The following is a 26210-nucleotide window of genomic DNA, read 5'->3' as shown; positions in this document are numbered from 1 at the left end:
TGACCGGCTTTTTCGCCTGCGTCGGCGCCATATGCAGCGCCGACTGATCCTTCAACGCAGGATCAATGCGTCGCGGCAGGCGTCATGCCGTTGTGCCGCAACAAGGCATCGATACTCGGCTCGCGGCCGCGGAACGCCTTGAACGATTCCATCGCGGGACGGCTGCCGCCCACTTCCAGAATCTCCTTGCGATAGCGCATGCCGGTTGCCTGATCGAGCACGCTGCCGCTCGCGGCTTGCGCCGCTTCTTCGAACGCGGCATACGCATCGGCGGACAGCACTTCAGCCCACTTGTAGCTGTAGTAACCCGCCGCATAACCGCCCGCGAAGATATGGCTGAACGTATTCGGCCAGCGCGAGAACGAAGCTTGCGGCACCACATGGAAACGCTCGTTGATCTCGCTCGCGAGTTCGGTGGCGTTCTTCGTGCCGGACGCATCGAAACCGGTATGCAGTTGCATATCGAACATCGAGAACACGATCTGGCGCAACGTACCGAGACCGCTCTGGAAATTCTTCGCGGCGAGCATCTTGTCGAACAGATCACGCGGCAGCGGCTTGGCGGTGTCGACGTGCGAAGTCATATCGCTCAACACGTCCCACTCCCAGCAGAAGTTTTCCATGAATTGCGACGGCAATTCGACCGCGTCCCACTCGACGCCGTTGATGCCCGACACGCCCAGTTCATCGACCCGCGTGAGCATGTGATGCAGACCGTGGCCGAACTCGTGGAACAGCGTGATCACTTCATCATGCGTGAAGCAGGCGGGCTTGCCGCCGACCGGCGCCGAGAAGTTGCAGGTCAGATACGCCACCGGCGTTTGCACGCTGCCGTGCGTGTGCTTGTGACGTCCGCGTGCATCGTCCATCCATGCGCCGCCGCGTTTGCCTTCGCGTGCATACAGATCGAGATAGAACTGCGCGACGAGGCCGCCGTCCTGATTCTCGACGCGGAAAAAGCGCACGTCCGGATGCCACACGGCGGCTTCGTCGCGACGGATGCGTACGCCGAACAATGTTTCGGTAACTTTAAAGAGACCCTTGAAGACGGTGTCTTCCGGGAAGTATTGTTTGACCTCGTTCTCGGAGAACGAATAACGCTTCTGACGCAGACGTTCAGCAGCAAACGTCATGTCCCACGGCTGCAGGTCGGCCATGCCGAGTTCGTTCGCCGCAAATTCGCGCAGCTCCTTCCAGTCCTGTTCAGCGTGCGGACGCGCGCGCGTGGCGAGGTCTTCGAGGAAGGCCATGACTTGCGCCGGCGACTCGGCCATCTTCGGCGCGAGCGAGACTTCGGCGAAGTTGTTGTAGCCGAGCATGTGCGCTTCTTCGGCGCGCAGCTTCAACTGATCGGCGAGCACGGCGGTGTTGTCCCATTCCGGCTTGCCTTTGCCGTATTGCGGGCCGAGTTCCGACGCGCGTGTCACATACGCGCGATACATCGTTTCGCGCATCGCGCGATTTTCCGAGTACTGCATCACCGGGAAATACGACGGGAAATGCAGCGTGAACTTGTAGCCGGTCTTGCCTTCGCGTTCGGCCGCTTCCTTCGCGGCTTCGATCACGTCTTCGGGCAGGCCGGCCAGTTGTGCCTCGTCGCCGGCTTCGACGATATAGGCGTACGCGTTCGTCGCGTCGAGCACATGGTCCGAAAACGCTTTCGACAAGCCTGCCTGCTTTTCCTGCAATTCGGCGAAATGCGGCTTCTGGTCTTCCGGCAATTCCGCGCCGGACAGGCGGAAATCGCGCAGCGCATTGCCGAGAATTTTCTTGCGCTCGCCGGTCAGCGATGAAAAGTCGCTGCTGGCGTGAAGCGCCTTGTATTTCTCATACAGGGCGAGATTCTGGCCGACGCTCGACCAGAATTCGGTGACGCGCGGCAGATTCTCGCCGTACACGGCGCGCAGTTCCGGCGTATCCGCCACGGCGTTCAGATGGCCGACCACGCTCCAGGCGCGCGACAGCGGCTCGGTAGCGCGCTCGACCGGTTCGACCACATCGGCCCATGAAGCAGGCGTAATGGGCTGGGCGGCGCGCTCGACGGCGGCAGCCGCGTCGGCGAGCAGGATATCGAGGGCGGGCGTGACGTGTTCGGGGCGGATTTCGCCAAAGCGCGGCAGGTCGGAGAAATCGAGGAGCGGATTGTCGTGCTTCGAGGGGGTAGTGGACATAAGGCTTCCTGTCTGACGCGGGTGAACGGGTAATCGGTGCATCGACGGGCGCGCGATGACGCCCCAATGACACTCCATAGGGACATTATTGGGGCAGGGTGCGCCGATTCCAATCCGTCGGTAGACAAATTATCAGATGTCGCGTGACTGTGTGCGGAAGCGCGGACGCTGCTTGCGGTTCAGGCGCTGGGAGTGCGCTGTTGGGCTGGTCCCGTTCACCGTTTCCGCTGTGCCGTGGCGCTTTGTGCGAAAGCGAACGGTGCGAATTGTTGCCCTGCCGCATTCTGGCGTGTCGCCATCCGCTAGTGATGATGTTTTCTGTAAGAGGTATCGATGAACCCGCTTTCGCACGCTCTATCGCGCAACGGCAACAACTTCGATCTCGTGCGGCTCCTTGCCGCCATTGCCGTGGTGTATGGCTATTCGTATCAGCTGCAGGCGCCCGACGGCACGACGGACTGGGTCCGGAATGCGCTCGGCTTCGACAGTTTCGGTGCGCTGGGTGTTTACGCATTTTTTCTGTTGAGCGGCATGCTGGTGACCGCGAGCTTCGACCGGCAACGCTCGGTGCCCCGTTTCGCCGCGCTGCGCATCGCGCGCCTGTGGCCGGCGGTGGCAGGCGGCTCGCTGGTGACGGTGTTCATCGTCGGGCCGTTGTTTACGACACTGCCGTTGCGCGACTATTTCGCCTCCGGCGTGACGTGGACCAACCTCGACAACTTCTCCACCATCGTGCTGAAAACCGGCTGGGCGCTGCCCGGCGTATTCGAGCACAACCGCTTTCCCGTAGACGTCTGCGCGCCACTGTGGACCTTGCCGCTCCAGGTGCGCTGCTATCTGATCGTCATGGTGACCGGCATGCTGGGGATGCTGTCCAGCGCGCGCGGCGCGGCGCTGGCGGCGGCGCTCGGATGCGCAGCATTCGTTTTGCGCGTGCATCTGCCGCATTTGCAGATCGGTCTGCGTGACTTCAGCGAAACACCCGGCGGCTATTCGTTCTGGCCGGAGCCGTTTTTCATGCTGGGGATGCTGCTGTATGGCTGGCGCGAACGGATCGATATCAACGGCCTGACGGCGCTCGCGCTGGTAATGGTGTTTCTGGTGTTCCGCGACATGGCCGGCGCTCAACCCCTGTTCTATCTGGCCTTTGTTTACGGCGTGCTGTGGGTAGGCACGACGCCGCTGCTGCGGCGCTTCGTGCCGCGCCACGATTACTCGTATGGGATTTATCTGTACGGCTTCATGGTGCAGCAATGCGTCGCGAATATCGCGCCGCAGTTGGGCCATGTGGCGGCGGTGCTGATCGCCGCGCCGTTCATCCTGCTGTGCGCGGCGCTGTCGTGGCGCTTCGTGGAGCGGCCAGTGCTGAATTGGTGCCGCGGGCGTCTTGCGCGCCGGTCGACGGAGCTTGGCGCGGAGATGGCGGCGGGGGATCAGGCGGCTCAATGAGTTGCGGGTTGGTGCCAGAGTGAGGCGCCGAGCGCTGAACCCGCAAACCGGCAACTGATCGTGTTGACGGGGATCGAGGCTTGATATCGACGCCGTGAACGACGTCGGAATAAAAACGGCGCATCCACCAGCGATTGCTGGCGGGATTGACGCTTGAATTCGCCGTGGGGAACGACGCCTTGCACGCCGGCGAAAGGGCTCGCCGGCATTGTCCTTCAGCTTTGGCTTTACGCTTTTGCCGCTGCTTCGCGCTCGGCGGCTTCGATCGTATTGACGAGCAGCATGGTGATGGTCATCGGACCGACGCCGCCGGGCACCGGCGTGATGTAGCCGGCCACGTCCTTGACGCCCGCGAAATCGACGTCGCCGCACAGCTTGCCGGCTTCGTCGCGATTCATGCCGACGTCGATCACGGCTGCGCCCGGCTTCACCATGTCTGCGGTGAGGATGTTGCGCAGGCCGGTGGCGGCGACCACCACGTCGGCGTTACGGGTATGGGCGGCCAGATCGCGTGTCTTGCTGTGGCAGATCGTGACGGTCGCACCGGCTTCGAGCAGCAACAGCGCCATCGGCTTGCCGACGATGTTCGAGCGGCCGATCACCACCGCATTCGCGCCTTGCAGCGGAATCTCGTAGGCTGCCAGCATCTTCATCACGCCGTACGGCGTGCACGGACGGAACAGCGGGCGGCCGGTCATCAGCGCGCCGGCATTGGCAACGTGAAAACCGTCGACGTCCTTTTCCGGGGCGATTGCCTCGATCACCTTGTGGCTGTCGATATGCGGCGGCAGCGGCAGTTGCACCAGAATGCCGTGGATTCGCGGGTCGCGATTCAGTTCGTCGATGCGCGCCAGCAGATCGGCTTCCGGCAGATCGGCCGGATAGCGGTCGAACGATGAACCGAGGCCGTTGTCATGGCACGCCTTGACCTTGTTGCGCACATAGACTTCGCTGGCAGGATTGTCGCCGACCAGCACCACGGCGAGGCCCGGCTGATGCCCGCGGGCGGTGAGGGCGGCGGCGCGCGTGGCGACGTCGGCGCGCAGGGTCTTGGAGAGGGCTAGGCCGTCGATCAGTTTGGCAGTCATGGTCGGTCGAGATGGGCAGTTTGGAAAGCGGAGCAGGGGCAGGTGCGCATGCGTGGCGCCTGCGATGGCGCTTTTCGTCGGAAACGGGTCGGCACATGAAAAGCGCGCGGCGCGAATCGGGGATAAGCAGCGCTGCAAAGTCCGACATTATACCGGCCCGGCATGGCGTGCCATGGAAGGATTCTGGGGGACTGGGACGTGCCGGAATCCGCGATGCGTTCGGTCGTTAGTGCCTGCGCGGGTCGGCACACGCATGGTGCGGCCGGCGTATGTGAGTGCCAGCGCGAATACCAGCGTGGACACCGGCGCTGTGCCCATACGTAGAACCGGAAGCAGATCGGCCGCAGACGGCTTGTGCGCCGCTGCGGCCGTCGACCGGCTTCTCCCGCTACTCCTGTACTGGCTGCCAGCTATCGTCCGGGTCGAACGATTTGATCGCGGCCGCCGCACGCGCGGTTTGCGGCCCGAGGTTTTTCTGATAGACCTGACCGTCCTGATTGACGATAAAGCTCATCACGCCGGTCTTGGCATACTCGGCCGGCGAGGCAATCAAACCGAACCCTTTGGTCAGCACACCGTTCTCGACGTAGTTCTGCGCGCCACCCTTCGCGTGCGCACCTTGCGCCGTCAGGATACGGTAGTGGTAGCCGTGATAGGCCTCTTTCGGCAGGGTGCCGTTGGGCATGGTGGCGGCGAGCGGTCCGAGCGGACTTTCCGTTTCACCGGGTGCTGTTGCCCAATACAGGCCGTCATGCTGGCCCTGCGTGCTGACGAAGCGCTGTGCATAGTGCTGGGTCAGATTGTGATAATCGTTTTGCGCGTCGAGGTAGGCGAGCGACGTCAGGATCGCCGCGTGTTCGTTGCGGCCGATGCGGCGCGTCAACATTTCATCCTGCGCGGCGGGTGGATCGAATCGCCAACCCTTGCCCATCTGCACGAGCGGAATCGGCAAGGTCCAGCCACTTTCGCCCACCGCCAGATGCGCGGTTGCGTGGCCCTTGCTCTTCACGGGATCCTCGACAATCTGATGCCCTTTCGACCATGCGCCGAGGAACGTGTAGATGTCGTCCTGACCGATTCCTTCGGTAGGAATGAAGCGGTGATAATCGTTGCCGAGTACGTGTTTGAGCGCGCCTTCGTCGTTGCGGGCCAGGGCGTCGACGAATGCATTGGCGGCGTCGTCGGCACTGGGATAGACCGTCTGCGCGTGGGCGGCGGTCGTGCCGAGCAGCAGGACCGGCGCCACCAGCAGCGTGCCGGTCGTGCCGAGGGCGACGGCGAGTGTCACAACGTGGGCGCGCAAGGCGCCGCGTGGAAATAAGCGAATCATCAGAGACTCCTCCTGATCGTTCAACGGTTGCGGCCAAGGTGGCGCTCACCGCCGCCGCCACCGCCCAGTCTGCCGCCACCGCCGAAGTTGCCACCACCACCGCCGCCGCGCTGGACGCCTCCGCCGTTTGCACCGAGACCCCCGCCGCGCTGGACGCCCCCGCCGTTTGCACCAAGACCGCCGCCTGCGCGTTGCTGACCGCCGCCATTGGCGCCAAGACCGCCGCCGGAACGGTTTGCGGCTGCGTTGCGGCTCGCTTCGCCGCGTTGCGTTTCCTGGCGCGCGGCGTTGCCGTCGCCGGCGCCGCGTAACGCGTTATCGCGGTTGGCATTCTGTGCGCGGTTTTGCAAATCGGCGTTCTGCGTGCCGCCCTGGTGGATCCCTTGCACGCGCTGGCTCGCATTGCCGCTCAGGTTCTGGCCGGTACGGTTCTGCAAGGTCTGCTGCGCCTGGGCACGGGCGGCGTCGTCACGGCCGCGATAGGCGTCGCGCTGCGCCCCGCCGAGGTTGTTGTTGACGTTACGGTTGAGATTCGCGTTGTTGACGTTGCGATTGACGTTGGCGTTGCGGTTCCAGTTCGTCGTGTTGCTGTTCACGTTGAGCCGGTTGTTCACATTGATGTTGTTGTACCGGTTCACGTTGATGTTGACGTCGTGCGTGTTCCAGTTGAAGCCGCCCCACAGCGAATTGGCAACCGCGACACCGGCGCCGAACGCAAGGCCGGCAGCCAGACCGCTTGCGATTGCATAACCGGGGGGCGGCGGCACATACACGGGCGGGTAGGCGGGATAGGGCCACGTACCGTAGACGACAGTCGGGTTATACGTCGGCACGTAGACCACTTGAGGATTGGCCGGCACGATCTGAATCGTGCTTTGCTCGACCACGACCGTCTGCTGCGAACTCGTCTTCAGATTGCCGGCCGCCTGCGCCTGTTTGCGCAGGCGTTGCACGGAGTCCATCACGTCATTCGACTGGCCGAGAAAGGCGGTGCCGAGCTGCGAGACCCAGTCGGGTTTCGACGCCATTGTTGCGAGAACCTGCGGGAAAGCGACGAGTGATTGCACGCTCGGGTCCCAGGGCTCGGAGGCGACCGCCTTGACGGCGTCGTCGCCTTGCAGCTTCGAGTTCGCTTTCGACCATGCGGCCGCGGCCTGCACGTCTTGCGGGAAGGTGGCGGCCATCAGCACCTGCGCGAGGAGTGCGTCGGGATAGAGCGCGATGGGCGCGGTGAGCGAATCGAGTTGCTGGTTCGACATCTTCGCGGCGCTTTGCGCATAGACCGCGCCTGGCATGACCAGACCGGCGAAGAGCGGTGCGCCCGCAAGTGCGGCGCAAACAAGCAACACACGCGAACGGTGTGTTCCGGATCGTTTCACGATGAAATCCTCCCGGCTGCGTTAGACGCGCGAAGCCGATGAGCAGCGCACGCTGCGTTGCTTCGGCGCGATGGAATGGAGAAGGCAGCGAATAAAGCGAATAAAGGTCGGCTCAGCTTGGCTTGAACCGCTCGATATGGCAGATGCCTCAGTCATGCGGCCGAACCGCTTTAGCTGATTTGCACCGCATGGCGACGCCACATACGACAACGACAGCACATTTGTCCTGCGTTCATCGGGCATCAAAGATTCCTGCTGAGGAGTTCTTTGTAAATTAAGGGGCGCAGCGAAGCTTGTCAATCTTGTCGGAGGAAAGAAGTTGTTGCTGTGCAGCGTAAGCAGGTGCTGAGTAATGCGTAATGATTGGCGAATGCCAGATGCCAGATGCCAGATGCCAGATGCCAGATGCCAGATGCCAGATGCCAGATGCCAGATGCCAGATGCGGGATGCGGGATGCGGGATGCGTGCGTGCGTGCGGCGGATGTGCGCACGTCGAGTCACGCAGCGCATCGCTTGACGCGAAGTGGGGGCGGGGAGGATGCAGCGGGCCGGACTTTTCGACAGTCCGGCCGTTGAAACTCAATAGCGACCTATGGCGCGGGCCATGGTCGCTATGTTGAATGTCATTGCGCCGGTTGCGGCTTGTTCGACAGCGCCAGTCGCAGCAGATCGGCGACCGTGTTGACGTTGAGCTTTTCCATGATGTTCGCGCGGTGCGCTTCGACCGTCTTGATGCTGATGCCCAGGTCGTCGGCGATCTGCTTGTTCAGACGGCCGGCGATGATGCGTTCGAGTACCTGGTGCTCACGCGCGGTCAGCTTGCCCAGACGCTCGGCGGCGGCGCGTTGCTGCTGCACGCTGGTGCTTTCGCTGCGCGCCTTGTCGAGCATGCGCTCGACCAGCTTGCGCAGTTCGGCTTCGTCGAACGGTTTTTCGATGAAGTCCATCGCGCCTTTTTTCATCGTCGACACGGCCATCGGCACGTCGCCGTGGCCCGTTACGAAGATGATCGGCAGCGACGCGTTGTCGGCGATCAGGCGTTCCTGCAACTCGAGCCCGCTCATGCCGGACATCCGCACATCGAGAATCAGACACGCGATCTGGCCCGGATGCGTATGCGGCTGCCATGCGTCGATGAACTGCTCGGCGCTGGAGAAGCATTGCACGCGATAGCCGTTTGCCTCCAGCAGCCAGCGCAGCGAATCTCGCACGGCCTCGTCGTCGTCGACGACAAAGACAGTTTCCTGTGTGGTGACTGGGCTGTTCATAGCTCTCCCGTAACGGTTTGTGGTGTCGGCGCCTCTGACCCGCCGTTGCTCGGGCCGTCAGGCTCTCCAATAGGCAGACTGCAATGGAACGTGGCGCCTGTGATGTGGCCGTCAGACTCGACGTTGTTCACCACCCACAGACGGCCGCGGTGCGATTCGATAATCGAACGGCAAATGTTCAGCCCCATGCCCATACCATCGGACTTGGTGCTGTAAAACGGTTCAAAGAGACGCTCGGCTGTCGCTTCGTCGACGCCCGGCCCCTGGTCGACGACGCTGATGCAGACAAACCCGCTCTCCAGTCGCACGACCACGCGAATCACGGGGTCGACCGCATTCGGGCGCGCGTCGTGCATGGCCTCGACGCCGTTCTTCAGCAGGTTCACCAGCACCTGCTCGATCAGCACGGGGTCGACGTAAATCACCGGCAGGCGCGAGCGCAGATCGGTCACGATGCGAATCTTGCGCTTGCGCGCTTCGAGTTCGGCGAGACCCACGGCGTCGGCGACGATATCGGCCACGCGCGTCGCCTGGCGTTTCGGCTCGCTGCGCTTCACGAACTCGCGAATCCGCTTGATGATCATGCCGGCCCGTACCGCCTGCTGGGCGGTTTTCTCGAGCACCGGCAGGAGATTGTCAGGCGTCGTCCGACCGGATTTAACCAGCGCCACGGTTCCCGAGCAATAGTTATTGATCGCGGCGAGCGGCTGGTTCAGTTCGTGCGCGAGCGAAGAGGCCATTTCGCCCATGGTCATCAGGCGGCTGGTGAACTGCAGCTTCTCGTCCTGCTGGCGCGAGAGTTCCTGCGCTTGCTTGCGGGTGGTGATGTCGGTCGCGATCTGCATCTGCGCAAGGTGGCCGTCCACCCACTGAATGTACTGACGGCGCACTTCGAACCATTTCTGGATGCTTTGCACGTAGATTTCCTGCGCGTCGGCCGTGCTCTCGGTCAACGCGGCAGCGGGCAGACCGGCGTAGGTGTCCACCATATCGATCGAATCGGACGACGCCTGGGCGCTATCGAATCCGCCGCCCGCCAATTCCAGATGGCCGTCCGGGCGAATGCCGAACAGGTGACGGTAGTAGCGGTTGGCGAACAGCAGTTCGGCTTCGTCGGCGGCCAGCACGGAGACGGCGGCGTCGAGACTTTCGAGCACGGTGGTGAAGCGCTCGTGCGCGGCGGCGAGTTCTTCGCGCGCGCGTTTCGGTTCGGTGATGTCGGTCATCGACGACATCCAGCCGGTCTGGCGGCCCGAGCTGTCGATCAGCGGCGACACATAGAGGCGCGCATGGAACAGCGAGCCATCCTTGCGGCGCACCCGCAATTCGAAACCCGAAGAGGGCGCCTTGCCGCGCAGCGTCATGTCGAGCTGGCGTTGCATTTCAGGGTAGGCGTCGCGCGGCCAGTAGGCGAACGGCGCATTCTTGCCGACCAGATCGCTTTCGTCCCAGCCGGTCATGCGGCAAAACGCCGGATTGACGTGGGTGATGCGCCCGTGCATGTCGAGCACGCGCATACCGATCAGCACCGAGTTTTCCATCGCACGGCGGAAGAAGGCTTCGGCGTAGAGCGCCTGCTGCGCCTCGAAGCGTTGCCGCGTGTGTTTCCACAAGCTCCACAGGCTCCACAACACGAAGCACGACAGGCCGGCCACCAGCCAGACCAGCGTGTTGTTGGTGAAGTTGGTCATCTGCGGGAACGCGTAGACGCGTACCGAGACGCCCTGGCCCGGCGGGTCGAGCGGCAAGTCGTAGAACATGTCGCGCGGCAGGCGCGGACGGGTCGACGTGGTGGTCAACTCGCGGTTGTTTACGTCGATGATCGAGATTTTGTATTTCGCCGACAACTCGGGCGGAATGTCGTGCTTCAGGATCCCTTCTACCGAGAACACGGCGGCAATCGTGCCGAGGAAGTCACGGTCGCGGTAAACCGGCGTCTGCAGCGTGATGTAGCCGTTGCCGAGGTCGTCGTAGATCAGCGGCGAGTACACCTGGCGGCGCGTATTGCGCGCCTCGTTGAAGGCGGCCTTGACGGCCTCGTCCATCTGCGCGTCGTTCGGCTTGGCGAGACGCTGGCCGAACACGGGGAGGGCGGTATTGGGCCAGCGCGGCTGCTGCAGGCTCGTGTACCAGTTCATGTAGAGGATCTCGGGATGCCCCTGCATGATGTCCGTGGTGGACACCTGGAATGAATGCGGATCGGCGTGGCCGGCGACGAGATCGCGGGAGAGGGCCTGAATCTGTTCCTGCGCGCCGGTCATGGACAGGCGGATCTGCTGCTGCGCCCACGCGACATTGCGGTAGAGCGTGTCTTCCTGCTGCTGCTGTTCGCGCCGGTTCAGACTCCACAGAATCAGGCTCATGACGACCAGGAAAACCAGGATCGACAGCAGCGGCGTGAGCAAATAGGAGTTCGACCACCACGGTCCGTGGTGCCAGCGGGAGGACGGCGTCGAATCCGCCGGCGAACCGGCGGTGCGCGCCGAGCGAGCGAAAAGCCGTTCGGTCAACATGCGTGGCATTGTAGCGCAGCGAGTCGCTAGCAAATGGCGCAAAAAAGCGCTGAAAGTAACGTTAATCGGCGCAAACTAGCCGACGTATCCGTCGATCGGCAGTCAAATCAGGTTGCGCCGCAACAATTTTCCGCATTATGAGAACCTATCTCGTGATTCGAAATTTTTGTTGCACAGACGTCGGGACCCCTTTTACAATCGGCCGAAGCTGCCGCGGTCGTGCTTCGTCCGCGTCGTCTGTTCAAAAGAGCGTTCCTCTATATCCAGGAGACGAGCATGTCCGCTGTACCCGACGAAGTCATGAAATATGTCGCTGCCGAAAAAGACGACGATCCCCAGGAAACCGGCGAATGGCTGGAAGCGCTGGATGGCGTGATTTCTGCTGTGGGCCCTGATCGCGCTCACTACCTGATCGAGAAACAGATCGAATTCGCCCGTGTACACGGCGAGCATCTGCCGTTCTCTGCAAACACCCCCTACATCAATACGATTCCTGTGTCGCGTCAGGCGCCGATTCCCGGCGACCAAGACCTCGAACACCGCATCCGCTCGTACACGCGCTGGAACGCCATCGCGATGGTGCTGCGCGCGGGCAAGGACACCAACGTCGGCGGCCACATCGCCTCGTTCGCGTCGGCCGCTACGCTGTATGACGTCGGCTACAACCATTTCTGGCACGCACCGTCGGCTGAACATGGCGGCGACCTCGTGTTCGTGCAGGGTCATTCGTCGCCGGGTGTGTACTCGCGCGCGTTCCTGCTCGGCCGTCTGACCGAGAACCAGCTCGACAACTTCCGTCAGGAAGTGGGCGGCGAGGGCATCTCGTCGTACCCGCACCCGTGGCTGATGCCGGATTTCTGGCAATTCCCGACCGTCTCGATGGGCCTCGGCCCGATCATGGCGATCTATCAGGCGCGCTTCATGAAGTACCTGCAGGCGCGCGGCATTGCGAAGACCGAAGGCCGCAAGGTCTGGGCCTTCCTCGGCGACGGCGAAACGGACGAACCGGAATCGCTCGGCGCAATCGGCATGGCCGGTCGCGAACGTCTCGACAACCTCGTGTTCGTGATCAACTGCAACCTGCAGCGCCTCGATGGTCCGGTGCGCGGTAACGGCAAGATCATTCAGGAACTCGAAAGCGAATTCCGCGGCGCCGGCTGGAACGTCATCAAGGTCGTCTGGGGCAGCCGCTGGGATGCGCTGTTCCAACGCGACAAGTCGGGCGCGCTGATGCGCCGGATGATGGAAGTCGTCGACGGCGAATATCAGACGTACAAGTCGGAGTCGGGCGCGTATGTGCGCGAACACTTCTTCAATACGCCTGAACTGAAGGCGCTGGTTGCCGAGTGGTCCGATGAAGACATCTGGAACCTGAACCGCGGCGGCCACGATCCGCACAAGATCTACGCCGCGTTCTCGGAAGCATCGAACTCGCAGGGCCAGCCGACCGTCATCCTCGCGAAGACGATCAAGGGCTACGGCATGGGCGAAGCCGGCCAGGCGATGAACATCACCCACCAGCAGAAGAAACTGCACGTCGATCAACTGAAGAAGTTCCGCGACCAGTTCCGTCTGCCGATCGCCGACGAAGACCTCGTCAACGTGCCGTACCTCAAGTTCGAAGAAGGTTCGAAGGAACTCGAGTACATGCGCGCTCGCCGTCAGGAGCTCGGCGGCTATCTGCCGGCGCGCCGCCAGAAGGCCGAGTCGCTGCCGGTGCCGGCGCTCGACGCGTTCGAGCCGCTTCTGAAGGGTACGGGCGAAGGCCGTGAGATCTCCACGACGATGGCGTTCGTGCGGATCCTGAACATCCTGCTGAAAGACAAGGCGCTCGGTAAGCGCATCGTGCCGATCGTGCCGGACGAGTCGCGTACCTTCGGTATGGAAGGCCTGTTCCGTCAGATCGGTATCTGGAATCAGGAAGGCCAGAAGTACGTGCCGGAAGATTCCGACCAGCTGATGTTCTACCGCGAATCGGAATCCGGCCAGATCCTGCAGGAAGGGATCAACGAAGCCGGTGGTATGTGTGACTGGATCGCAGCCGCGACGTCGTACTCGACGCACGGCGAGATCATGATCCCGTTCTACATCTTCTATTCGATGTTCGGCTTCCAGCGTATCGGCGACCTGGCATGGGCGGCGGGCGACATGCGTTCGCGCGGCTTCCTGCTGGGCGGCACGGCGGGCCGCACCACGCTGAACGGCGAAGGTCTGCAACACGAAGACGGTCATTCGCTGCTGTGGGCAGCATCGGTGCCGAACTGCATCAGCTACGACCCGACCTTCGGTTACGAACTCGCGGTCATCATGCAAGACGGTCTGCGCCGCATGGTTGCCGACCAGGAAGACGTGTATTACTACATCACGGTGATGAACGAGAACTACGAGCACCCGGCGATTCCGCAGGGCGATGCTGTAGCGGCCGATATCATCAAGGGTATGTATTCCTTCAAGAAGGCCGAAGCCGACGCCAAGGCGCCGCGCGTTCAGCTGATGGGCGCAGGCACGATCTTCAACGAAGTGATCGCCGCGGCCGATCTGCTGAAGAACGACTGGGGCGTCGCTGCCGACCTGTGGAGCGTGCCGAGCTTTACCGAACTGGCGCGCGAAGGTCACGAAGTGCAGCGCTGGAACCTGCTGCATCCGACGGAAGAGAAGAAGGTCTCGCACGTCGAGAAGCTGCTGAAGGACGCACAAGGTCCGGTCATCGCTTCGACCGACTACGTGCGCGCGCTAACCGAACAGATCCGCGCGTTCGTGCCGCAGAAGTTCGTCGTGCTGGGCACGGATGGCTACGGCCGTTCGGACACGCGCGAAAAGCTGCGCCACTTCTTCGAAGTCGACCGCTACTGGGTCACGGTTGCCGCGTTGAATGCACTGGCAGATGAAGGCACGATCGAACGCAAGGTCGTCGCCGAGGCGCTCAAGAAGTACAACCTTGATCCCGCCAAACCCAACCCGATGACCGTCTAAGGCATCATTCCCCGTGTGCCACGGCGTGCGCGCCTGCTCCTGATCGACAGGAGCGGGCGGCGTGCGCGGCCCAGGAGACACTAACAATGAGTCAAGCGATCGAAGTCAAGGTGCCGGACATCGGCGATTACAAGGACATTCCTGTGATCGAGGTGCTGGTGAAGGCGGGTGACACCGTCGAGAAAGAGCAATCGCTCGTTACGCTGGAATCCGACAAGGCGACGATGGACGTGCCGAGTTCGGCTGCCGGCGTCGTCAAGGAAGTGAAGGTCAAGGTGGGCGACAACGTGTCGGAAGGCTCGCTGATCGTCGTGCTGGAAAGCGCGGGCGCGGCGGCTGCCGCTCCGGCTCCGGCGCCTGCCGCTGCACCGGTTCCCGCAGCGGCCCCGGCTGCAGCGCCTGCACCGGCGCCCGCGCCCGCGCCGGCCGCAAGCGGCGGTGGTCTGCAAGAAGTCAAAGTGCCGGATATCGGCGACTACAAAGACATTCCCGTGATCGAAGTCGCGGTGAAGGTCGGCGATCGCGTCGAGAAAGAGCAGTCGCTGGTGACGCTCGAATCGGACAAGGCGACCATGGACGTGCCGAGCTCGGCCGCTGGCGTCGTCAAGGAAGTGAAGGTCAAGGTCGGCGACAACGTGTCGGAAGGCTCGGTCATCGTCGTGCTGGAAGCGGATGGCGCTGCTGCGCCGGCTGCCGCACCTGCTGCGAAGCAGGAAGTGCTCGAGAAGCCGTCGGATGCACCGGCTGCTCCGTCGCCCGCTCCGGCTTCGCCGTCGGCGCTTGCCCAGGCGCCGCTGATTCAGGCGGGCGAGGGTGGCGCGCGCCGTGCGAGCCACGCTTCGCCGTCCGTGCGCAAGTTCGCGCGCGAACTCGGTGTCGACGTGACGCAGGTGCAGGGCACCGGTCCGAAGGGCCGTATTACGCAAGCGGACGTGACTGGCTTCATCAAGGGCGTGATGACGGGGCAGCGTGCTGCACCGGCAGGCGCTGCTGCGCCGGCCGCGGGTGGTGGCGAGTTGAACCTGCTGCCTTGGCCGAAGGTGGATTTCACCAAGTTCGGTCCGGTCGATGCGAAGCCGTTGTCGCGTATCAAGAAAATCTCGGGCGCGAACCTGCATCGCAACTGGGTCATGATTCCGCACGTCACGAACAACGACGAAGCGGACATCACCGATCTCGAAGCGCTGCGCGTGCAGTTGAACAAGGAAAACGAAAAGTCCGGCGTGAAGGTCACGATGCTGGCGTTCGTGATCAAGGCGGTGGTTGCTGCCTTGAAGCAGTTCCCGACGTTCAATGCGAGCCTCGACGGCGACAACCTGGTGTTCAAGCAGTATTTCCATATCGGATTTGCTGCCGATACGCCGAATGGTCTGGTCGTTCCGGTGATTCGCGATGCGGACAAGAAGGGGTTGATCGATATCGCGAAGGAAATGACCGAGCTTTCGAAGCTCGCGCGTGACGGCAAGCTGAAGCCGGATCAGATGCAGGGCGGCTGCTTCTCGATTTCTTCGCTGGGTGGGATTGGCGGGACGAACTTCACGCCGATTATCAATGCGCCGGAAGTCGCCATTCTCGGGCTGTCGCGTGGTGCGACGAAGCCGGTTTGGGATGGCAAGCAGTTTGTGCCGCGTCTGATTCTGCCGCTGTCGTTGTCGTATGACCATCGGGTGATTGATGGGGCTGCGGCGGCGCGGTTCAATGCGTATCTGGGTGCGATTCTTGCCGATTTTCGGCGTGTGATTCTTTGATCTGATGTTGCGCGGGGCGCTGTGTTTATCAGTTATCCGCGTCTCTCGTTGAACTTGCTTTCTTATCGGTCTATTAGTGTCGCCCCTGTGCGGGGCGGCACCTACTTTTCTTTGTCTTCCAAAGAAAAGTAGGCAAAAGAAAGGCGCGTCCTTGGGCGGACGGCAAAGGATGTTTCTGTCCGGCGCGCTGCCAGCTTTTGCGCTGTTTTTTTAGGCTGCTTTGGGGCGGGTTCTTCCCTCATCACGATCAATAAGAGAAGGGGACACTATGAGTCTCGTCGAAGTAAAAGTGCCGGATATCGGTGACTTCAAGGACGTCGATGTCATCGAAGTCAATATCAAACCGGGCGATGTCATCGAGAACGAACAGGCGCTGATGACGCTCGAGTCCGATAAGGCCTCCATCGAAGTGCCGAGCGATACCGCCGGCACCGTCAAGGAAGTACGCGTCAAAGCCGGCGACAAAGTCTCGCAAGGTACCGTCATCGCGCTAGTCGAAACGTCCGCAGACGCAGCGCCGGCTAAGGCGCCTGAGAAAGCGCCCGCTCCGGCGGCGGCACCGGCGCCTGCGCCCGCACCGGCGTCCAAAGCTGCCGCGCCTGCTCCGCAAGCCGGTAGCTTCTCCGGCAACGCGGATATCGAGTGCGACATGCTCGTGCTCGGTTCGGGCCCCGGCGGTTACTCGGCGGCATTCCGCTCGGCTGACCTCGGGATGAAGACGGTGCTCGTCGAACGCTATTCCACGCTCGGCGGCGTTTGTCTGAATGTCGGTTGCATTCCGTCGAAGGCGCTGCTGCACACGGCGCTCGTTATCGACGAAGCGGAAGCGCTCGGCTCGCATGGCATCACGTTCGGCAAGCCGCAAATCGATCTGGATAAACTGCGCGACTTCAAGTCGGGCGTCGTCAAGAAGCTCACCGGCGGTCTCGCCGGTATGGCCAAGATGCGCAAGGTCGAAGTGGTGACGGGTAACGGTTCGTTCGTCGATCCGCATCACATGGAAGTGCAGACCGAAGGCGGTAAGAAGGTCGTCAAGTTCAAGCAGGCCATCATCGCCGCAGGCTCGGAAGCGGTGAAGCTGCCGTTCATTCCGGAAGATCCGCGGGTGGTCGATTCGACCGGCGCGCTCGAACTGCGCCAGATTCCGCAACGCATGCTGGTGATCGGCGGCGGCATCATCGGTCTGGAAATGGCGACGGTCTACGCCACGCTCGGCGCCAAGATCGATGTGGTCGAAATGCTCGACGGCCTGATGGCTGGCGCGGATCGCGATCTGGTCAAGGTCTGGGAGAAGTACAACAGCAAGCGTTTTGCCAACGTCATGCTGAAGACCAAAACCACCGCGGCGGAAGCGAAAGACGACGGTATCTATGTGTCGTTCGAAGGCGAAAAGGCCCCGGCCGAGGCGCAACGCTATGACCTCGTGCTGGTCGCCGTCGGCCGTACGCCGAATGGCAAGAAGATCGGCGCGGACAAGGCTGGCGTCGCGGTAACGGATCGCGGCTTTATCGACGTCGACAAGCAGATGCGCACCAACGTGCCGCATATTTTCGCAATCGGCGATATCGTCGGTCAGCCGATGCTCGCACACAAGGCCGTGCACGAAGGCCACGTCGCCGCCGAAGTGGCGCATGGCGAGAAGGCGTACTTCGACGCGCTGCAGATTCCGTCGGTGGCCTACACCGATCCGGAAGTGGCGTGGGCCGGCAAGACGGAAGACCAGTTGAAGGCCGCGGGTATCAAGTACGGCAAGGCAGTGTTCCCGTGGGCAGCCTCGGGACGTGCTATTGCCAACGGCCGTGACGAAGGCTTCACCAAGCTGTTGTTCGACGAGGAAACGCATCGCGTGATCGGTGGCGGAATTGTCGGCTTGAATGCCGGCGACCTCATCAGCGAAGTGTGTCTCGCAGTCGAAATGGGCGCGGATGCAACGGATATCGGTAAGACGATTCACCCGCATCCGACGCTCGGTGAATCGATCGGGATGGCCGCCGAGTTGTACGAAGGCGTCTGCACCGACTTGCCGCCGCAGAAAAAGAAGTAATGCTGCTGAGCCCGCCTGCACGCAGGCGGGCTCGAAGAAGCAGATGCAAAAAACGGCGCGCCCCGCAAAGGGCGCGCCGTTTTTTTGTACAGCAAGCAAGCAGCGTAAAACGTTTGTCGTGAAGCAAAGCGTGCAACATGCGCCGCGCATCTACCAGGCAGCGGGAAAAAAAATCCCGGCCTTTCGCCGGGCAAACGATACGTTATTCAACGTATCGGAGCGTTCGGCCAGATAAAACCGTGTGAGCGGCAACGGCACGACGCTGTTGCTTGCGATAACGCCGGCCCTGCCAGTGAGGCGGGGCCGGCGTGCAGCTTGAAACTTCGGCTGCCTGAAACTTAGACTGCCTTCTTGGCCGAGCGCGATGCTTGTGCAGCGGCTTGCGATGCTGCCTTCGATGCGGCCGTTGCGGCTGCATTGAAGTTGCTTTCGGCGATTTCGACAGCTTGCTTGGTCGCCTTGTGGACCGTTTCGTACGTGGTGTTGGCGGCGGTGATGGCCGACTTCAGCACGGCGACAGCGGTTTCCGAACCGGCCGGGGCATTCTTCGCAACGTTTTCGACGAGCGACTGGACCTTGCGGTTTTGCTCTTCGAATTGCGCTTCTGCTACGCGGGTGAATTCACCTTGCGTTGCCGAAACGATCTCATAGACGTGGCGGCCGTACGACAGCGCCTTTTCAGCCACCGGCTGTGCGAGGCTGGCTTGCAGTGCGAGCAGTTCCTGCGCGTCCTTCACCGACAGTGCGCGCTGGGCATTTTCCTGGCTTTCCGCGAGCGTCGATTTAACGACTTGCAGGTTCAGCTCAACCAGCTTTTCGACGCCTTCAAATGCTTTGGTCGTCAGGCCGAACAACGTTTCAAAGTTGGCTTTCTGGGCTGCAGCGAATTGCTCAGGGGTCAGCAGAGTCATGGTTTACGCTCCTGGATCGCGGTCTGTCTATGCGGACCGCATTGGGTTGGTGGCGAGACGCTCTCAGATCGTCTCCCCGGACCGCGACGTTTTGTGCATCGCAGCAATGGTTCCCATTTTAGGATGGTGTTAACGAATGTCAAGTGTTTTTTGTGCGTCGCACAATATTAAGAAACTGCTGACAAAACAATACGTTATGCGGTGGGCATGACATTCGTTTGACGCAGGTTGATTTGTCCGGCGCACCGCGCTGGTGCAGGTTAAATCTGCATTTGTTACCGATTTCAGGAGATGTTTTGACTACTCGATGGGGCGGAGCGGGGGCGGGACCTCGACAGTTAACAAAAAACCCGTCAGTCGGCCATCTCGATGTAAACCGGAAAGTGTCACGGAACGTTAATGCTCTATGCCGGTCGAATGCGCGTTGGCGATCTCCAGCAGGCGTTTAACACGCTGCGGCGAGGTTCCTTCGACGTTCCGGTGCGCTGGCAAGGCTTTACACGCCTGCGTGCTGACCGTATTTCCCCTGATCAAGGTTGTCTCGAAATTGCCGTTATGCTGAAAGAATCGGCTCGATTCCGGCATCTGGCGGCAAAGGCGAGGCGAAGCGCGTTGGCGATCGTTTTTTTCGATCGAAACGCGGCACTTATTTGCGTTTTGGCGATCGGAGCTTACAAGCCGGTTTAAGGAGCGCGTATAAGTGCTTCAAATTGCTAATTTTTCGTTGTTTTACTACACTTGCGGAAACCTCTTGCCGCTCCTTACCGAACACCCATGAAAACCGACATGTTTTCGTCGCTAAAAGTGATCCACGGCGCGGCCCGCAGCACCGCTCTGTCGGTGGCCGCCTCCATGGTCATCGCAGCGGCGTTCGCCACGCCTGTCAGCACTTTTGCCGCCACGTCCGCCACTCCGGCAAAAACCTCCAAACACGCGAAAGCGGCCAAAAAGCCCGCCGCGGCCCCTGCCGACAAAGTGTCGAGCAAGAAGGCCGCCAAAGGCGCCGCCGCGAAGACCGTGGCCGCCGCGGATGACGACGCGCCGCGCGCGAGTGTCAAGCGCAAGCGCGTGACGTATTCGTCGAACGGCCGTCACCGCTCGGTGGTGCGCCGCATCGCGTACGAACCGCGTCCGCCTACCGTCGGCCAGGCTTTCGGTTTGCACGACACGCCAGACGCGCTGATGCTGCGTTCAAGCGTTGCCTACGTGATCGATCAGAACACCGGCGAATCGCTGTTCGACAAGAATTCGCGCGCGGTGGTGCCCATCGCGTCGATCACCAAGCTGATGACCTCGATGGTGGTGCTCGACTCGAAAGAGCCGATGACCGACCAGATCGAAGTCACCGACGAAGACCGCGACTACGAGAAGAACACGGGTTCGCGTCTGTCAGTGGGCTCGGTGCTCTCGCGTGAAGACATGCTGCACATCGCCTTGATGGCCTCGGAAAACCGCGCGGCCGCGGCGCTGTCGCGTTATTTCCCGGGCGGCCGTCCGGCGTTCCTCGCGGCAATGAATGCGAAGGCCAAGCAACTCGGCATGACCGACACGCACTTTGAAAACCCCACGGGTTTGACGAGCCAGAACGTGTCGAGCGCGCGTGACCTCGTGAAGATGGTCAATGCGGCGTATCAGTATCCGCTGATCCGCAAGTTCTCGACCGATCACAGCTACGAGGTGTACACCGGCAAGCGTTCGCTGGCATACAACAGCACGAATGCGCTGGTGCGTAACCCGACATGGGACATCGGTCTGCAAAAGACCGGTTTTATCAACGAAGCGGGTGAGTGTCTCGTGATGCAGGCGACCATTCACGGTCGTCCGATGATCATGGTGCTGCTCGACTCGTCGGGTAAGTATTCGCGCTTCGCGGACGCGACGCGCTTGCGCACGTGGCTCGACAACGGTGGCGATCAGGCGCGCATCACCAGCGCGGATGCCGGCGGCGCGGGTACCTGAAGCGCGTTAGCGTGTTCTGGCGGCCGGTTTCGAACCGGCCGGAAAAAAGCCTCGCAGTTGCGAGGCTTTTTTATTGATCCATATCCGTGTAGGGACCGGAAAAGGACCACTACGAGAACCACCGCGAATTCACGCGTGCTGGGGATGCGAATGCTCCTGCGGGGTCTGCGGGCGATAACCGAGCGACTCGGAAATCAGCAGCGCCGTCTGGCTGAGTTGCCCCAACCACGAGTCCTGCAAGCGATCCGCCGGGGCCGACAGCGACAGGCCCGCAACCAGTTTGCCGGTGTCGTCGTAAATCCCCGCGGCGATGCAGCGCACGCCCAGTTCCAGTTCCTCGTTATCGCGTGCACAGGCCTGCTGGCGCACGTGCGACAGTTCGCGCTCGAGTTTGGTCAGATCGGTGATGCTGTTCTGCGTGTGGCCGGACAGGCCCGTGCGCGTGGCGTAGGCCCGCACGCGGGTCGATTCGTCCGCGGCGAGGAAGAGCTTGCCCACCGAGGTCAGATGCAGCGGCGCCCGTCCGCCGATTGCCCGCACGACCTGCATGCCGGAGCGCTCGGAGTAGGCGCGTTCTATATAGACGATTTCGTCGCCTTGGCGCACCGACAGATTGACTGTCTGCCCGGTTTGACGGTGCAGTTCGCGCATCGGCGTGAGCGCTGCGTCGCGTACCGACAACCTGGCCTTCACCAGATTGCCGAGTTCGAGCAGGCGCATACCGAGGCGGTAAGTGCCGGGATCCGACCGGTCGACCAGCCGGCACATCACCATATCGTTCAGGATGCGGTGCGCGGTGGACGGATGCAGCTCCGTGCGGATGGCAAGTTCTTTCAGGCTGACCGGGTCGCTATGCGCCGCGAGTGCATCGAGCAGGCGCATCATGCGTTCGATCACCTGGATCGACGTTTTGGGATCCGGGTTCGTATCGCTCATGGGAGGAATCGGTTGACGCGTCAAACAGCGGAAATTGATTGTATCCCGTATTGTGAAAAGAAGGGAAGCGCCTGGAGGCCTCATTCCAATTTAACGTGCATTCGTCCTATGCCTTCCGGCCGTTGGTATTGTTCGCCAAACAGCGGATAATCAGGGGCGTTTTCCCGAAGGAGGGCTCATGCGAGTCGGATTGTTCGTTACGTGCCTGATCGACCTGATGCGTCCGGAGATCGGTTTTTCGGTCATCAAGCTGCTCGAAGGCGCCGGTTTCGAGGTGATGGTGCCACCCGCGCAAACCTGCTGCGGGCAGCCCGCGTACAACTCGGGCGAGCGGCGCATCGCACGCGATCTGGCCGAGAAAGCCTTGCGCGAGTTCGAACAATTCGACTATGTCGTGGTGCCGTCCGGTTCGTGTGGCGGCATGATTCGCGCGCATTACGGCGATTTGTTTGCCGACGATCCGGAACTGATGACCCGCTTTGGCCGGCTGCGGCCCAAAGTGTTCGAATTGACCGATTTCCTCGTCAATGTGGCCAAGGTGCAATTGCAGCCGGGGGAGTTCGCGGGCCAGGTGACCTACCACGATTCCTGTTCGGGGCTGCGCGAACTTGGCGTCAAAACGCAGCCGCGCGCGTTGCTGGCGCAGGTCGGCGTGGCGGTGACCGAAATGAAAGATTGCGAGCATTGCTGCGGCTTCGGTGGCACTTTCGCGATCAAGTACGGCGACATCTCGACAGCGATCGTCGACGAGAAATGCGCGAATATCAGTGCGAGTGGCGCCGGTACGGTGGTGCTCGGCGACCTCGGCTGCATGCTCAATATCGAAGGCCGCTTGCGGCGCACCGGCGATACCGCCACGCGTGTGCTGCACGTTGCCCAGGTGCTGGCCGGCGACGTTTAAAGGTCGTCGCAGCGCCCAAACCGGCGCCGTTGATTCAGCGCGCTCCAATTCGCGCACTTCAGTTGCATTTCAATCGCACTTCGTTCGCGCATTTCACTCGCGCTTTTCGTTCGCGTTCTTCATCCGAGCATGCTCAAGGCCGCCATGCAAATCCAATCGATGCATTTCAAGGCCCGCGCGGGCCAGAAGCTCGCCGACCAGCGTCTGCAGCAGAACCTCACCAAGCTGTCGACCAAGTTCGTGTCGGCCCGCGCGGCGGCCATGACCGCACTCGACTTTCCCGCCACCCGCGCCGCGCTCAAGGAGCGCCGCAATCGTGCGTTGGACAATCTCGATGTCTGGCTCGAGACCTTCGAACGTGAAGCGAGCCGGCGCGGCGTCACGGTCCTGTTCGCCGAGACGACGCAGGAGGCTGCGCGCCTCGTCGGCGATATTGCGCGCCGGCACGAGGTGAAGAAGGTGATCAAGACCAAGTCGATGGTCACCGAGGAAATGCGTCTGAACGAGGTGTTGGGGCAGATGGGCGTGCAATCGATCGAAACCGATCTGGGCGAATACATTCTCCAGATCAATGACAACGAGCCGCCGAGCCACATCATCGCGCCGGTCGTCCATAAAGATAAGGACGAGATCGCCGATCTTTTCGCAAAGACACACCAGCGGCCGCGTCTGACCGAGATCACCGACATGACTCGCGAAGCGCGCGAGGTGCTGCGGCCGCACTTCATGACCGCTGACATGGGCGTGACCGGCGGCAACTTCGTGGTGGCGGAGACGGGGTCGGTCGTGCTGGTCACGAACGAGGGTAACGAGGGCATGTGCACCGTGATGCCGCGCGTGCATGTGGCCGTGACCGGCATCGAGAAAGTGTTGCCCACGCTGGAAGATCTTGCGACGGCCATGCGTCTGCTGCCGCGCTCGGCCACCGGGCAGGCAACGTCGAACTATTTTTCCGTGCTGACCGGGCCGCGCGGCGCGGGCGATCAGGATGGCCCCGAGCATATGTACGTGGTGCTGGTCGACGGCGGACGTACGGGGCTGATCGGTGGTGACTTCCAGGACATGCTGCGCTGCATTCGTTGCGGTGCTTGCATGAATCACTGCCCGGTGTATCAGAAGGTGGGCGGTCATGCTTACGGCTGGGTTTATCCGGGACCGATGGGGTCCGTCCTGACACCGAGTTATGTCGGGATCGACAAAGCGCTGGACCTGCCTCAGGCGGCGACGTTGTGCGGCGAATGCAACAGCGTGTGTCCGGTGGGAATTCCGTTGTCCGATCTGCTGCGCAAGCTGCGCGAGAAGCAGGTCGAACGACGTTTGCGGCCATGGCGCGAGCGGATAGGGCTCGCGGCGTGGGGCTTTCTCGCATTGCATCCGGACGCTTATGCGCTCTTTACCAAGCTGGCGGTTCGCGTGCTGGAAAGAATGGGCGGGCGAAATCGTTCGATTGTCAGACTGCCGCTGGGCGGCGCGGGCTGGACCAATACGCGCGATATGCCTGCGCCGGTCGGCCGTACGTTCAGGGAGTTGTACGCCGCGCAGCGCAGCCATATTGGCTGAGTGCGTGGCCCAGCCGTTGTAGTTTGCAGGGCAAAGGGAGTATGACGCGCAAGGACGTGTGACGCGCAGCCGCACCTACGCCTGCGCATTCCCCAGCCGGATCAATGGTCCGTCATCCCTGGCTGGCGGCTGCCATTGCCTCGGGCCTGCGTATTGCCGCCATTGCCCCCATTGCCGCGCCCACCACCGTTGCCCGCCTGCTGCGGCGGAGCGGGAGGTGGGCTGCCGGCGCCCGGCCGTGGCGCGTTGGATCCACTCGGTCCTCTCGGCCCGCCAACCGCGCCTTGAGGCGGCGGTCCTCCGTGGGATCCGCCCCCGTTCGGCTGACCATGCCAGCCGCCGTTATCTCCCCGGTTACCGTTGTTTCCATTGTTGCCGTTGTTCGGCCGCCCGCGATCCGGATAGCCTGGGTAGCCCCGATAGCCGGGTCCCGGCCCGTAATAGCGGCCTGGTCCGTCGTAGTAACCCGGCCCCCCGTAATTGCTGTAGCCCATGTAGACGTTGGTTTGCGGCACCACAGGCACGCCGGTGGCATAGCCGTCGTAACCGTCATATCCGCTGTAGCCGCCGCCATAGCCGTTGCCGACCATTGGCGTGCCGTCCGGATAGACGGCGCAGCCGCCTAGCAATGCAGCCGCGACCGTGAGGGCGGCGAGTGGAGCAATACGTTTCATTGGAAGGACCAGTGCGAAGATTTCATGTCTGTAAGACAGCTATTATCGCGAACCGTCGCAGCAGCTTTGTATATGTTTGTAAGGATTTCTTTTTCATGCCACGACGCGGGGCCAACGTCGTGCGCGGCAAACCAGTCAATGCACTGTTCCACCCAGCGCAACGCTGTATCTCGCGCCAGGGGATTTTTCCCGATTGTAAATTTCTATAGCATTTCGAATGGGCATAGTGTGTCACGAGCGCACGAGCCCTTAATCGGAAGAAACGACATCATGAAAAAGACAATATCGGTGTACTGGCCCCTCGCCATTGTTGTGCCGCTTGCTGCGGCAGCCTATCTGCACATTTGCGGCGATGCCGCGTCGCGTCTCTCGCAAGCCCCGCTCGCTGCTGATCAATTGACCGCGGAACTGGCGCGCGCCGTCTCGTACGGCATGATCGACAACGCGACGACGTTGCCCGCCAAACCCCTGCACGCAGCCCCGGCAATGCCGCTGGCCGAAGCGTCTTAAGCGCAGCGGAGCAAGATAGTGCGCCTTGATCCGTCGTCTCCCGCGCGTTACGCAACACGGGCCGTGGCGGAATCCGGGGTGCGCTGCTGGCGCACGGTGACATCCGTGACCGAATCTGACGCTTGCCGGCGCGGCGGCAGCAGTGAAATCCGGACGCTGGCTGGAGCGAACGGCCTCCGGCGCGATTTGATCGACCTTTGTATAATCGCGGCATCGTTTCCTAACTGCCGATCCGCGGGCGTTTAACGTCCGGAAGCCTCTGATGAAAACCGTGTCCATCTGCTTTGTCTGCCTGGGGAACATCTGCCGTTCGCCGACTGCGGAAGGCGTGATGCGGCGCCTGGTCGGGGAGGCGAAACTGGCGGAGCGGATTCTGATCGATTCCGCTGGCACAGGCGACTGGCACATCGGCCAACCGCCTGACGACCGCGCGCAACATGCGGCCGGCCGGCGAGGGTATGAGCTGGCCGCCTTGCGCGGACGCCAGATCGCAGCAGCCGACTTCGAGCGCTTCGACCTGCTGATCGCGATGGACGACAAAAACGTCGCCGCGCTGCGCCAGGTTTGTCCGGCGGAACAGCGCGACAAAATCCGCCTGCTGATGGAATTTGTGCCTGAGTTTGACAGCCGGTGGGGCGGCGCCCGCGAAGTCGCCGATCCGTATTTCGGCGGCGCCGAAGGCTTTGAACAGGTGCTGGATCAATGCGAAGCAGCTTGCCGCGGACTGATCGCAGCGTTGCGTCCTCAATTGATCACATAAGACCGGGCTGTCGTCGGCGGATGTCTGGCTGCGCT

Annotated in this window: 21 protein-coding genes; 11 read left to right on the top strand and 10 right to left on the bottom strand. The window is 62.0% G+C overall.

Features of this window, described 5'->3' with window-relative positions:
• Positions 1-62: 62 nt before the first annotated feature.
• On the bottom strand, positions 63-2171 hold the full coding sequence (locus PQQ95_RS08855) for a M3 family metallopeptidase (protein ID WP_408436878.1): 2109 nt from the start codon (positions 2169-2171) through the stop codon (positions 63-65).
• A 333-nt stretch (positions 2172-2504) separates the two neighbouring features.
• Here PQQ95_RS08855 and PQQ95_RS08850 point away from each other — a divergent pair, with 333 nt between their 5' ends.
• Positions 2505-3620 carry an acyltransferase family protein gene (locus PQQ95_RS08850; protein WP_408436876.1) on the top strand — a complete coding sequence of 372 codons (1116 nt, stop codon included), beginning with the start codon at positions 2505-2507 and terminating at the stop codon, positions 3618-3620.
• A 227-nt stretch (positions 3621-3847) separates the two neighbouring features.
• On the opposite strand, the gene folD is transcribed toward PQQ95_RS08850, so the two are convergent.
• From folD to fixL, 6 genes are all read right to left on the bottom strand, one after another.
• The gene (gene folD, locus PQQ95_RS08845; RefSeq protein WP_408436875.1) at positions 3848-4708 is read right to left on the bottom strand and encodes a bifunctional methylenetetrahydrofolate dehydrogenase/methenyltetrahydrofolate cyclohydrolase FolD; all 861 of its coding nucleotides are present in this window, start codon (positions 4706-4708) and stop codon (positions 3848-3850) included.
• A gap of 388 nt (positions 4709-5096) precedes the next feature.
• Positions 5097-6038, bottom strand: a complete 942-nt coding sequence (locus PQQ95_RS08840) for a DUF2950 domain-containing protein (protein WP_408436874.1) — start codon at positions 6036-6038, stop codon at positions 5097-5099.
• A gap of 20 nt (positions 6039-6058) precedes the next feature.
• The gene (locus tag PQQ95_RS08835) at positions 6059-7417 is read right to left on the bottom strand and encodes a DUF3300 domain-containing protein (protein WP_408436872.1); all 1359 of its coding nucleotides are present in this window, start codon (positions 7415-7417) and stop codon (positions 6059-6061) included.
• Between the two features lie 21 nt (positions 7418-7438).
• Positions 7439-7909 carry a hypothetical protein gene (locus PQQ95_RS08830; RefSeq protein WP_408436870.1) on the bottom strand — a complete coding sequence of 157 codons (471 nt, stop codon included), beginning with the start codon at positions 7907-7909 and terminating at the stop codon, positions 7439-7441.
• Between the two features lie 132 nt (positions 7910-8041).
• Positions 8042-8686, bottom strand: a complete 645-nt coding sequence (gene fixJ / locus PQQ95_RS08825; protein WP_011488992.1) for an oxygen response regulator transcription factor FixJ — start codon at positions 8684-8686, stop codon at positions 8042-8044.
• Complete coding sequence (gene fixL / locus PQQ95_RS08820) at positions 8683-11199, bottom strand: oxygen sensor histidine kinase FixL (protein WP_408437004.1); 2517 nt, start codon at positions 11197-11199, stop codon at positions 8683-8685. Before fixL ends, fixJ begins: the two co-directional genes overlap by 4 nt.
• Before the next feature lie 276 nt (positions 11200-11475).
• Here fixL and aceE point away from each other — a divergent pair, with 276 nt between their 5' ends.
• The 4 genes from aceE to PQQ95_RS08800 all read left to right on the top strand — a co-directional run bounded on the left by aceE (position 11476) and on the right by PQQ95_RS08800 (position 18199).
• Complete coding sequence (aceE, locus tag PQQ95_RS08815) at positions 11476-14172, top strand: pyruvate dehydrogenase (acetyl-transferring), homodimeric type (protein WP_408436868.1); 2697 nt, start codon at positions 11476-11478, stop codon at positions 14170-14172.
• 86 nt (positions 14173-14258) lie between these two features.
• Positions 14259-15920, top strand: a complete 1662-nt coding sequence (aceF, locus tag PQQ95_RS08810) for a dihydrolipoyllysine-residue acetyltransferase (protein ID WP_408436866.1) — start codon at positions 14259-14261, stop codon at positions 15918-15920.
• A 268-nt stretch (positions 15921-16188) separates the two neighbouring features.
• The gene (gene lpdA / locus PQQ95_RS08805) at positions 16189-17964 is read left to right on the top strand and encodes a dihydrolipoyl dehydrogenase (RefSeq protein WP_408436864.1); all 1776 of its coding nucleotides are present in this window, start codon (positions 16189-16191) and stop codon (positions 17962-17964) included.
• A 43-nt stretch (positions 17965-18007) separates the two neighbouring features.
• A complete protein-coding gene (locus PQQ95_RS08800) occupies positions 18008-18199 on the top strand; it encodes a hypothetical protein (RefSeq protein WP_408436863.1) in 192 nt (63 codons plus the stop codon).
• Between the two features lie 103 nt (positions 18200-18302).
• On the opposite strand, the gene PQQ95_RS08795 is transcribed toward PQQ95_RS08800, so the two are convergent.
• Positions 18303-18875, bottom strand: a complete 573-nt coding sequence (locus PQQ95_RS08795; protein ID WP_054038013.1) for a phasin family protein — start codon at positions 18873-18875, stop codon at positions 18303-18305.
• Positions 18876-19274: 399 nt separating this feature from the next.
• On the opposite strand from PQQ95_RS08795, the gene PQQ95_RS08790 reads away from it, so the two are divergent.
• Together PQQ95_RS08790 and pbpG are read left to right on the top strand one after the other, a co-directional pair.
• A complete protein-coding gene (locus PQQ95_RS08790) occupies positions 19275-19562 on the top strand; it encodes a hypothetical protein (RefSeq protein WP_408436861.1) in 288 nt (95 codons plus the stop codon).
• An 87-nt stretch (positions 19563-19649) separates the two neighbouring features.
• Positions 19650-20834 carry a D-alanyl-D-alanine endopeptidase gene (gene pbpG, locus PQQ95_RS08785; protein WP_408436859.1) on the top strand — a complete coding sequence of 395 codons (1185 nt, stop codon included), beginning with the start codon at positions 19650-19652 and terminating at the stop codon, positions 20832-20834.
• Positions 20835-20963: 129 nt separating this feature from the next.
• On the opposite strand, the gene PQQ95_RS08780 is transcribed toward pbpG, so the two are convergent.
• Positions 20964-21770 (bottom strand): IclR family transcriptional regulator, encoded by an 807-nt coding sequence (locus PQQ95_RS08780; RefSeq protein WP_211610099.1) that lies wholly within the window; start codon positions 21768-21770, stop codon positions 20964-20966.
• Between the two features lie 178 nt (positions 21771-21948).
• Between PQQ95_RS08780 and PQQ95_RS08775 the strand changes: the two genes are divergently transcribed.
• Together PQQ95_RS08775 and PQQ95_RS08770 are read left to right on the top strand one after the other, a co-directional pair.
• Positions 21949-22671 carry a (Fe-S)-binding protein gene (locus PQQ95_RS08775; RefSeq protein WP_408436857.1) on the top strand — a complete coding sequence of 241 codons (723 nt, stop codon included), beginning with the start codon at positions 21949-21951 and terminating at the stop codon, positions 22669-22671.
• Between the two features lie 144 nt (positions 22672-22815).
• Positions 22816-24231, top strand: a complete 1416-nt coding sequence (locus PQQ95_RS08770; RefSeq protein WP_408436855.1) for a lactate utilization protein B — start codon at positions 22816-22818, stop codon at positions 24229-24231.
• 101 nt (positions 24232-24332) lie between these two features.
• Here the strand turns inward: PQQ95_RS08770 and PQQ95_RS08765 are convergent, their stop codons facing one another.
• Positions 24333-24905 (bottom strand): hypothetical protein, encoded by a 573-nt coding sequence (locus PQQ95_RS08765; RefSeq protein ID WP_408436854.1) that lies wholly within the window; start codon positions 24903-24905, stop codon positions 24333-24335.
• A gap of 270 nt (positions 24906-25175) precedes the next feature.
• Between PQQ95_RS08765 and PQQ95_RS08760 the strand changes: the two genes are divergently transcribed.
• Together PQQ95_RS08760 and PQQ95_RS08755 are read left to right on the top strand one after the other, a co-directional pair.
• Positions 25176-25415, top strand: a complete 240-nt coding sequence (locus tag PQQ95_RS08760; RefSeq protein WP_408436852.1) for a hypothetical protein — start codon at positions 25176-25178, stop codon at positions 25413-25415.
• Positions 25416-25677: 262 nt separating this feature from the next.
• Positions 25678-26175, top strand: a complete 498-nt coding sequence (locus PQQ95_RS08755; protein ID WP_408436850.1) for a low molecular weight protein-tyrosine-phosphatase — start codon at positions 25678-25680, stop codon at positions 26173-26175.
• Positions 26176-26210 lie beyond the last annotated feature (35 nt).

The organism is Paraburkholderia caffeinilytica (assembly GCF_046030355.1).
Lineage (GTDB): Bacteria > Pseudomonadota > Gammaproteobacteria > Burkholderiales > Burkholderiaceae > Paraburkholderia > Paraburkholderia caffeinilytica_B.
This window is presented reverse-complemented; position numbering and strand designations above follow the sequence as displayed.